10 protein-coding genes are annotated in these 9,861 nt (G+C 61.3%); 4 read left to right on the top strand and 6 right to left on the bottom strand.

From position 1 onward, the window contains the following. Positions 1-192 precede the first annotated feature (192 nt). Positions 193-1,893: an urease subunit alpha gene (gene ureC, locus IQK56_RS28050; protein ID WP_099583633.1), complete on the top strand. Its 1,701-nt coding sequence runs from the start codon at positions 193-195 to the stop codon at positions 1,891-1,893. A 45-nt stretch (positions 1,894-1,938) separates the two neighbouring features. On the opposite strand, the gene IQK56_RS28045 is transcribed toward ureC, so the two are convergent. Then, a complete protein-coding gene (locus tag IQK56_RS28045; RefSeq protein ID WP_122308210.1) occupies positions 1,939-2,877 on the bottom strand; it encodes a DnaJ C-terminal domain-containing protein in 939 nt (312 codons plus the stop codon). A gap of 238 nt (positions 2,878-3,115) precedes the next feature. Here IQK56_RS28045 and IQK56_RS28040 point away from each other — a divergent pair, with 238 nt between their 5' ends. Further along, on the top strand, positions 3,116-4,390 hold the full coding sequence (locus IQK56_RS28040; RefSeq protein ID WP_150674946.1) for an Hsp70 family protein: 1,275 nt from the start codon (positions 3,116-3,118) through the stop codon (positions 4,388-4,390). Between the two features lie 40 nt (positions 4,391-4,430). On the opposite strand, the gene IQK56_RS28035 is transcribed toward IQK56_RS28040, so the two are convergent. From IQK56_RS28035 to IQK56_RS28020, 4 genes are all read right to left on the bottom strand, one after another. Continuing rightward, complete coding sequence (locus IQK56_RS28035) at positions 4,431-4,766, bottom strand: thioredoxin family protein (RefSeq protein ID WP_150674945.1); 336 nt, start codon at positions 4,764-4,766, stop codon at positions 4,431-4,433. A 142-nt stretch (positions 4,767-4,908) separates the two neighbouring features. Next, entirely contained in the window at positions 4,909-5,922 is a 1,014-nt protein-coding gene (locus IQK56_RS28030) for an AI-2E family transporter (protein WP_049710256.1), read from the bottom strand. Between the two features lie 138 nt (positions 5,923-6,060). Next, positions 6,061-6,360: a PsiF family protein gene (locus IQK56_RS28025; protein ID WP_017849707.1), complete on the bottom strand. Its 300-nt coding sequence runs from the start codon at positions 6,358-6,360 to the stop codon at positions 6,061-6,063. Positions 6,361-6,430: 70 nt separating this feature from the next. Next, the gene (locus IQK56_RS28020; protein WP_193862043.1) at positions 6,431-7,219 is read right to left on the bottom strand and encodes an AraC family transcriptional regulator; all 789 of its coding nucleotides are present in this window, start codon (positions 7,217-7,219) and stop codon (positions 6,431-6,433) included. A 97-nt stretch (positions 7,220-7,316) separates the two neighbouring features. Between IQK56_RS28020 and IQK56_RS28015 the strand changes: the two genes are divergently transcribed. Beyond that, positions 7,317-8,195 (top strand): DMT family transporter, encoded by an 879-nt coding sequence (locus IQK56_RS28015; RefSeq protein WP_150674944.1) that lies wholly within the window; start codon positions 7,317-7,319, stop codon positions 8,193-8,195. On the opposite strand, the gene IQK56_RS28010 is transcribed toward IQK56_RS28015, so the two are convergent. After that, positions 8,192-9,082, bottom strand: coding sequence for an esterase/lipase family protein (locus IQK56_RS28010; RefSeq protein WP_193862042.1), 891 nt, complete (start codon positions 9,080-9,082; stop codon positions 8,192-8,194). The genes IQK56_RS28015 and IQK56_RS28010 overlap by 4 nt on opposite strands. Before the next feature lie 176 nt (positions 9,083-9,258). On the opposite strand from IQK56_RS28010, the gene IQK56_RS28005 reads away from it, so the two are divergent. Next, on the top strand, positions 9,259-9,789 hold the full coding sequence (locus tag IQK56_RS28005; protein WP_122308205.1) for a ferritin-like domain-containing protein: 531 nt from the start codon (positions 9,259-9,261) through the stop codon (positions 9,787-9,789). Positions 9,790-9,861: the final 72 nt, after the last annotated feature.

Here is a 9,861-nt window from a genome sequence, read left to right as displayed (position 1 = left end):
CAGATCAAAAGAGCGCTGACTTCGTCAGCGAAAGGATGTAAGAGCCAGAGCAAAAGCAGATCTACAGCAGATCTACAGCAGGCTGAGATCTATCTGATATATGAGATCAAAAATGTGGGAGGGGCGGTGCGACGATTCGACTTGCCCCCGATAGCGGACTCACATTCAACATAATTTTTCCAGGGCACACACATGAAAATCAGCCGCCAAGCCTACGCAGACATGTACGGCCCCACCGTCGGTGACAAGGTCCGCCTGGCCGACACCGAGCTGTTCGTCGAAGTCGAGCAGGACTTCACCGTCTATGGCGAAGAGGTCAAATTCGGCGGTGGCAAGGTGATCCGCGACGGCCAGGGCCAGAGCCAGTTGCTCGCCCACGAGGTGGTCGACACCCTGATCACCAACGCGCTGATCATCGACCACTGGGGCATCGTCAAAGCCGACGTCGGCCTGAAGAACGGCCGCATCCACGCCATTGGCAAAGCCGGCAATCCGGACATCCAGCCCGGCGTGACCATGGCTATCGGCGCCAGCACCGAAGTGATCGCCGGTGAAGGCATGATCCTCACCGCAGGTGGCATCGACAGCCATGTGCACTTCATTTGCCCGCAGCAGATCGAAGAAGCGCTGACCAGCGGCGTCACCACCATGATCGGCGGCGGCACGGGGCCGGCCACCGGCACCAACGCGACTACTTGCACGTCGGGCCCGTGGCACCTGGCGCGCATGCTCCAGGCCAGCGATTCGTTCCCGATGAACATCGGCTTTACCGGCAAGGGCAACGCCAGTCTGCCGGAGCCGTTGATCGAACAGGTCAAGGCCGGCGCCATCGGTTTGAAGTTGCATGAAGACTGGGGCACCACGCCCGCCAGCATCGACAACTGCCTGAGCGTCGCCGACCAATACGACGTGCAGGTGGCGATCCACAGCGACACCCTCAACGAGTCCGGCTTCGTCGAAACCACCCTCGCCGCGCTCAAGGGCCGCACCATTCACACCTACCACACCGAGGGTGCCGGGGGCGGCCACGCGCCGGACATCATCAAGGCCTGCGGTTTCCCCAACGTGCTGCCCAGCTCCACCAACCCGACGCGGCCATTCACCCGTAACACGATCGATGAGCACTTGGACATGTTGATGGTGTGCCATCACCTGGACCCAAGCATTGCCGAAGACGTCGCCTTCGCCGAAAGCCGCATCCGCCGCGAGACCATCGCCGCCGAAGACATTCTGCACGACCTCGGCGCGTTCTCGATGATCAGCTCCGACAGCCAGGCCATGGGCCGCGTCGGCGAAGTGATCACACGCACCTGGCAGACTGCCGACAAGATGAAGAAACAGCGCGGCGCCCTGCCCGGTGACGGTCCGGGCAACGACAACTTCCGCGCCAAGCGCTACATCGCCAAGTACACCATCAACCCGGCAATCACCCATGGCATCAGCCATATCGTCGGTTCCATCGAAGTGGGTAAATGGGCCGACCTGGTGCTGTGGCGTCCGGCGTTTTTTGGCATCAAGCCGACGCTGATCCTCAAGGGCGGCGCGATTGCGTCGAGCCTGATGGGCGACGCCAATGCGTCGATCCCGACCCCGCAACCCGTGCACTACCGCCCGATGTTCGCCAGTTTCGGCAGCTCGCTGCATGCCACCAGCCTGACGTTTATCAGTCAGGCCGCATTGGAGGCCGGGTTGCCGGAAGCCTTGGGTTTGAAAAAACAGATTGCGGTGGTCAAGGGGTGTCGCGAGGTGCAGAAAACCGACCTGATCCACAACGATTACCTGCCGGACATCGAGGTGGACCCGCAGACGTATCAGGTCAAGGCCGATGGGGTGTTGCTGTGGTGTGAACCGGCTGACGTACTGCCGATGGCGCAGCGTTACTTCCTGTTCTGACTCGACCCCCGGCGGTGAGAGAGCGTGCTCCCTCACCGCCGCGCTTCAGAAGTTCTCGCGTGGGTTGAAGTTGGCCTTCTTGGCCAGCGCCTGCCACAGCGCGATGGTCTCGTCGTCAGCCTGCTTGGGCATTACGGCCTTGAGCTGCACGTACAGGAAACCACGCTCGCCGGCCTTGTTCAGCAAGCCATGGCCCCTGGCGCGCATGCGCTGGCCGTTCTGGCTGCCGGCCGGCACCTTGAGGTTGATCTTGCCGGTGAGGGTCGGCACGGTCACTTCCGCCCCCAACGCCAATTCCCACGGTGCCAGGGGCAAGGTGATCACCAGGTTTTCGCCTTCCACTTCAAACTTGGGGTGCGGCGCAAACTTGATGATCAAGTACAGGTCGCCATTGGCCCCGCCGCCAATCCCCGGCGCGCCCTGGCCTTTGAGGCGGATGCGCTCACCGTCGGCCACGCCGGCAGGGATCTTCACGTTCAGGCTCTTGGTGGTGTTGCTGACATGTCGGCCCGAAGCGTCGTATTGCGGCACCTGGAAGGTGACCTGCTTGGACTCGGTGGACAGCGTCTCTTCCAGGAACACCGACAACTGCATCTCCACGTCCTGGCCTTTACGCCCGGCAGGTCGGCGCTGGCCGCCACCAAACGCATCGCCGCGCGAGCCGAAGATCGAGCTGAAGAAGTCCGAGAAGTCACCCTGATCTTGACCGCCGCCAAAGCCGCCACGGCTCTGCCAGCCCGGTGGCCCCTGGAACGGCTGGCCGTGCTGGCCGTATTTGCGCAGTTCGTCGTATTCGGCGCGTTTGTCGGCGCTTTTGAGCGCTTCGTAGGCTTCGGACGCGTCCTTGAACTTGGATTCGGCGTCTTTTTCCTTGCTCACATCCGGGTGATATTTGCGCGCGAGCTTGCGATAGGCGGCCTTGATTTCCTTGTCATCGGCGCTCGGCTCGACACCCAATATCTTGTAGTAGTCTTTGAAATCCATCGGCGTTTCACCATCCTTAATCGAGATCGCACAGCCCGGGGCACAACGTGCGTTGGTTTGCACCTGTTGAGTGGTGTGGCCTGGGGGTGCGTCGGAGTTTTATCGGCACTTGCCGTATGCACCAGATGTGGGGGCAAATCGCCCACTTTCAAGCACGATTTAACGGATGGTCGGCCTACGCATCCGCGCTCGACTGGCATACACTGCGCGGCCGTTTTTCGACCGGAACCCGATAGACATGAAAAACCCATCCCCAGCCCGTGCCTGCGGCATCGACTTCGGCACGTCCAACTCCACCGTCGGCTGGATCCGCCCCGGCGAGGAGACGCTTATCGCGCTGGAGGACGACAAGATCACCCTGCCGTCGGTGGTGTTCTTCAACTTCGAGGAGCGCCGCCCGGTGTATGGCCGCCTGGCCCTGCACGAATACCTGGAAAACTACGAAGGCCGCCTGATGCGCTCGCTCAAGAGCCTGCTGGGTTCCAAGCTGATCAAGCACGACACCAGCGTATTGGGCACGGCCATGCCGTTCACCGACCTGCTGGCGCTGTTTATCGGCCAGCTCAAGAGCCGCGCCGAAGCCACGGCGGGCCGCGAGTTCGAAGAAGTGGTGCTGGGCCGTCCGGTGTTCTTTGTCGATGATGACCCGATGGCCGACCAGGAAGCGGAAAACACCCTGGTCGACGTGGCGCGCAAGATCGGCTTCAAGGACATCTCGTTCCAATACGAGCCGATTGCCGCCGCGTTCGACTACGAGTCCACCATCGCCAGGGAAGAGCTGGTACTGATCGTCGACATCGGCGGTGGTACGTCCGACTTCTCCCTGGTGCGCCTGTCGCCGGACCGTCGCCACAACGACAACCGCCAGGACGACATCCTCGCCACCGGCGGCGTGCACATCGGCGGCACCGACTTCGACAAACAGCTCAGCCTGCAAGGCATGATGCCGCTGTTCGGCTACGGCAGCCGCATGAAAAGCGGCGCCTACATGCCCACCAGCCACCACATGAACCTCGCCACCTGGCACACCATCAACTCGGTGTACTCGCAAAAATCCCAGTTGGCCCTGGGCAGCATGCGCTACGACATCGAAGACACCGGCGGCATCGACCGCCTGTTCAAGCTGATCGAACAGCGCGCCGGGCACTGGCTGGCCATGGAAGTGGAAGAAACCAAGATCCAGCTGACCCGCGAAGACAGCCGCCACGTGGCGCTGGACCGTATCGAAGCGGGCCTGAGCGTCGACTTGAGCCGGGCGCTGTTCGAATCGTCCATCGACACCTTGCTGGAGCGTGTGCGCGGCAGTGTCACGCAGTTGCTCAACGACGCCTCGGTGAGCGTGGAGCAGGTCGACACCGTGTTCTTTACCGGTGGTTCCAGCGGCATCCCGGCGCTGCGCCACAGCATCTCGGCGATGCTGCCGAATGCGCGGCATGTGGAAGGGAATATCTTTGGCAGCATTGGCAGTGGGTTGGCGATTGAGGCGAGCAAGCGGTACGGCGCAGTCGAGTGAAACAATCGCCTCGTGGCAACACGAGGCGATTTAGGGCTGCTTACCCATTGGCCAGCTCATCGACCCAAGCTTTGAAGACATCTGAGTAGTTATAAAACCCGACGACCGTGCGCACCAGTTTGCCGTCCTTGAAAAGCAGCGTGGTGGGGGCGGACTGGACGTCATAGGTGTGGTCTTTTTCGAGGCTGCCATCTTTGTCGAACGCCTTGTTCAAGACCAGGAGAGCGGCGCCGTGATCCTCAGCGGCAGCTTCCAAACTGGCGATCATGTTTTTTGAACTGTTCTTGCTGACATCACTGAATAACACGATCACCGGGATCGGGGCCTGCAGCACACTCCGTTCAAAGCTGTTGGCATCTACGGTCTGCAAAGACATGGTGTAGCTCCTTTTCGAAAAATATTCGTTTAGGAGCAGACCAGCAAATGCGCACACGGTCTACTGTCAGAAATAACAGGTATGGACGAGTCGGCTGCCCGACAAATACCACTTGTGACCAGTGGGCTCCGCGCGAAGAGGGTTAAACCATCCCACCGAGCTTCAGCTCACTCTTCAGATACGCATAGTAAATCGGCCCCGCCACCACCCCCGGCAAACCAAACGCCGCTTCAAACACCAACATCGCCAGCAGTAATTCCCACGACTTGGCACTGATCTGCCCGCCAACGATGCGTGCGTTGAGGAAGTACTCGACCTTGTGGATCACGATCAAATAGCCCAACGCCGCCACCGCCACCCAGATCGACAGCGACAGCGCGACGATGGTGATCAGGGTGTTGGACATCAGGTTGCCGATCACCGGCAGCAGGCCGAGCAGGAAGGTCAGCACGATCAGGGTCTTGGTCAGCGGCAGGTGAATGCCACACAACGGCAGCACCACGGCGAGGAACACGGCGGTAAATGCAGTGTTGAGCGCGGCGATCTTGATCTGGGCGAACACGATGTTGCGAAAGGCCTGGACCAGCAGGTGCAGGCGGTCGAACAACGCGGCGGCCAGGGGTTTGCGTTTGGTCAGGTCGGGGACGCGCTGCAGGGCGATGATCGCGCCGAGCACCATGCCGATCAGCAAGGTGACGAACATGTGCGCGGCGTCTTTGCCGACCAGTTGCAGTTCGCTCAGGTGCTTGCTCAGCCACTCGCCGATGGCCACGCGAAATTCGGCGGCGCTGGCCGGCAGGTAGGCGTCGAGGAACGGCGGCAGTTGGCCGCGTGCGCGGTCGACCACACCCATGAATTTGTCGAGGGAGGCTCCGGGATTTTCTGCTTCGTGGAGCAGGAAGCTGATGGCGCCGGCGAAGATCAGGGCCAGCACGCTGACGATCAGGGTGCCGAGCAACGCCACCGCCAGCCAGCGTGCGCGGCGGCCTTCGATCAGCCGTTGCAGTTGGGGGGTGAGCATGTTGACCAGTTCATAGACCAACAGGCCGGCCAGCAGGCTGGGCAGCAATTTCAGCGGCAATACGAGGAGCAATCCGCCGAAGATGATGATGTAGCTGGCCAGCAACAACACATGACGCTGAGAAAACGTTGGCATACAGCCTCAAAACGAACGGCTTTAAAGGATGGGCAGTCTGCCAGCCTTGAGGGAATCAAGCGAGTGGATAGGTGGTGAATGCGATCAAGTGTGGGAGGGGGCTCCCACATTTGATCGTCGGCGACTGCGAAATCGTGGTCAGCCCTTGAGGCAGGTACTCATGAACGTCTTGCGCGCATCGCCGGTCAGCGCCTTGGTTTTCGCCGACGCATTGCAATCCTTCATCTTCTGCTGCTGCGGCGTCAGGGTCTTGGCGTCATTGGCCGCCGGGGCCGACAGGCAGGTTTTCATGAACGCCTTGCGCTCGTCGCCCTTGAGCGTCTTGGTGGTGGCTTCGGCGTTGCAGGTGGTCATTTTGTTTTGCTGGGCGGTGGCGGCAAAGCCTTGGGAACACAGCAACAGGCCCATCATCAACAACGGAATACGCAGCATCTTCATGGAGTTTTCTCCCGGTTACCACGCCGAGGGGCGCGGCCTATCCGCAGTGTAGTCAAAGCCTGTTACATCTTCATCCACGGCGAATATTCGTCCGGCGGTACTGCTCCGGCGTACAGCCGGCGTGGCGCTGGAACATGGCGATAAACGCCGAGGCGGTGCTGTAGCCGAGGTCGAACGCCACCTGCTGCACGCTGCGTTGGCTGTCGAGGGCTTCGATGGCCGCGAGGTAGCGCAGACGCTGGCGCCATTCACCGAAGCTCATGCCCAACTCGCGCACAAACTGACGCGCCAGGGTGCGCTCGCTCACATGCACCTGCTCAGCCCATTGCGCCAGCGGGCGGTTGTCGCCAGGGTCGGTCTGCATGCCTTCCAGTACACCGAGCAAGCCTGAGTGACGGGCATAAGGCAGGAAGCCGTCGTGGATCGGTGCCTGCCGTAGTTGATCCACCAGCACCTGGGCCAGGCGGATGTCGGCTTCGGCGTGCGGGATATTCACGTCACGCCGGGCGAAGTCGCGCAGGATCGCCTTGAGAATATCGCTGATCGCCAGGGTGCAAGGCTGGGGCGGCAGTTGCTCGCAGAGCGCCGGGGCCAGGCCCACGGAGTGATAGACAATCGCCTGGGCGTTGTAGGAACTGTGCTCAGTATTGGGTGGGATCCACACCGCATATTGCGGCGGCGACATAAACCGGTTGCCGGCCACCTCCATGCGCATCACACCACTGGCGGAGTAATCCAGCGAGCCCCAGAAATGCTGGTGCGGGGTGCACTCGGTGTCGGGGGCGAAGTCGGAATACCGGAAGTACACCGGGCTCGGCAGGTTGCGAAAATCCGCAAGGCGTACGGTATGTCTGGCCATATTGTCTGGATGCAAAGGTGATTTGTCTGGATCGCAGTATAGGCTTCGATCCAGACAGAGGATAATCCCGCTTCATCAACACACTTGGTTTCTTTCGATGCAATACGCGTATCCCCTGCTGGCCATTTTTATCTGGGCCGGCAACACCGTGGTCAACAAACTGGCCGTGGGTGCGATCTTCCCGTCGGAGATCGGCTTTTACCGCTGGCTGCTGGCGGCGCTGCTGTTCACGCCCTTTATGCTTAAGCCAGTGATCGCCCATTGGGCACAGATTCGCCCGAACCTGGGCAAGATTGTCATCCTCGGCGTGCTGGGCATGGCCGTATACCAGAGCCTCGCGTATTACGCCGCGTCCCTGACCACCGCCACTAACATGGGCATCATCCTGTCGCTGATGCCATTGATGGCGCTGACCGCCGCGATCATCAGCCTCGGCCAGCGCCTGACCTTCGGCGCGCTCACCGGCGCAGTGCTGTCGTTTGCTGGCGTGGTCGTGGTGGTGTCGTCCGGCAGCCTGGGCGCGCTGTTGCAGCACGGCGTCAACCTGGGCGACGCCATGATGCTGGTCGCCACATTGGCCTACGCGGTCTACAGCACACTGCTGAAAAAATGGCAGCTACGCCTGCCGCCGCTGGTGTTGCTGTATTTGCAGATACTGGTGGCGGTGGTGGTGTTGTTTCCGCTGTTCCTGTTCTCGGCCAAAGCCGGCCTTGGCTGGGCGAATATCCCGCTGGTGCTGTACGCCTGCTTGCTGGCATCGATGCTCGCGCCACTGGCATGGATGCATTCGGTGAAGACCTTGGGGCCAAGCCGTACCACGCTGTTTTTCAATCTGCTGCCGTTGATTACCGCGTTGATTGCGGCGGTGGTGCTGAAGGAAGAGTTGGCCCTGTATCACCTGGTGGGTGGTTTGCTGACCCTGGGCGGGGTGATCTTGTCGGAGCGCTGGACCACGCCGGTGCGCCGCCGGTCTTAAACACCCGCGGCTTTCAAGCGCCGGGCATGCTCCACAAACAATCGGATCGGCTCGGCGCCCTTGCCTACCAGCCCCAGGGACTGGTTGACGATATCAAAGTGGTCCAGGGCAAAGTCATCGCCAATCACCGTGCCCAGGTGCGAGCTGTAGCGCCCGACCATGCCATCGCACTGGCCCTTTTCCCGCACAAAGCTGCGGGCGAACAAGCGACAGCTGCGATTCGTACCGTCGAACAGGTTGCGACCACGGTCGGTGATACCCGGCTGCAACGTACCGGACCACGAGTAGTAGCGCACGCCGTTGACCACCTCCGCGCCCTGCCCGCCCCACGTCTGGGGCAAGCCTTGGGGATACTGGCGATTGAACAGGGCCACACCTTCACTGGTCAGGGAATGGTGCGATGCCTGCAAGTGCGGCTTGAAGCGCGGCCCGCGATAGCCGGTCTCCAGCACGCCCATCACCCAGGCGACCAGGTGAAACAGCGCGCTCATGATCCGGCCCTTGGCGCCGTCAGCCGGGTAATGGCGGTGGATATGGTCTGCCAGCTCGGATCCATGGTTGGGCCCGGCCACCGAGGTCACCGACGCCACCCATTCCGGGCGCTTGGCCGCGGCATAACGCGCGGTCAGCGAGCCTTGGCTATGGCCGATCAGGTTGACCTTATCCAAGCCGGTTTCACGGCGAATACGTTCGATATGCACCAGTAACTGCTCGCCGCGCACCTCGCTGGAGTCCAGCGGCGCCACCTGCACCGGGAACACCTGCGCCCCGCCCGCCCGCAAGGCCGGAACAATGCCGTACCAATAGGGGAACAACCCGAGGCGCACAAACCCGAGCATGCCGGGCACCAGCACCAGGGGGTAACGCGTGGCTAACGACTGCGGCATGAAGCGAACGTCCTCGAAACTGAAGTCTTGCCGTGCAGCCTAGCTCAACCTCAAGTCGGGCTGATGACGCCGGGGATGAATCCGATAAAACTTTTTGCGTTGCCTGGGACTCACAACTTGGAGCGATCACGCCAGCAGAGCGTGGCGCAAAACCGGATTAGCACCAGGAGATAGAGATGACTGAAGCACATTTGACTGACGTTGCGACCCTGCGCAGCCGCGCCCGCCAGAACGTCGAAAACGGCGCCGTGACCGAAGGCTACGACGCCGACCGCGAAGAGATCATCCGCCTGCTCAACGAGTCGCTGGCCACCGAATTGGTCTGCGTGTTGCGCTACAAGCGCCACTACTTCATGGCCAGCGGCGTAAAAGCCGCCGTCGCCGCAGAGGAATTCCTGGAGCACGCCACCCAGGAAGCCGAACACGCCGACAAACTCGCCGAACGCATCGTGCAGTTGGGCGGCGAGCCGGAGTTCAACCCCGACCTGCTGTCGAAGAACTCCCATGCGCAATACGTGGCGGGTAACAGCTTGAAGGAAATGGTCTACGAAGACCTGGTGGCCGAGCGCATCGCGGTGGACAGCTACCGCGAGATCATCCAGTACATCGGCGACAAAGACCCGACCACTCGCCGCCTGTTTGAGGAGATCCTCGCGCAGGAAGAAGAGCATGCGGACGATATGGCGGACATCCTCGAAAGCCTCTAAACAGCGTAAATCCAATGTGGGAGGGGCTTGCCCCCGATAGCGGTATGTCAGCCAGCACCTCTGGAACTGACA

Origin of the sequence: Pseudomonas cyclaminis (genome assembly GCF_015163715.1) — a bacterium.
In the GTDB taxonomy this organism is placed as follows: domain Bacteria; phylum Pseudomonadota; class Gammaproteobacteria; order Pseudomonadales; family Pseudomonadaceae; genus Aquipseudomonas; species Aquipseudomonas cyclaminis.
The sequence above is the reverse complement of the archived record's forward strand: the minus strand, read 5'-3'. Positions and strand labels throughout refer to the sequence as shown.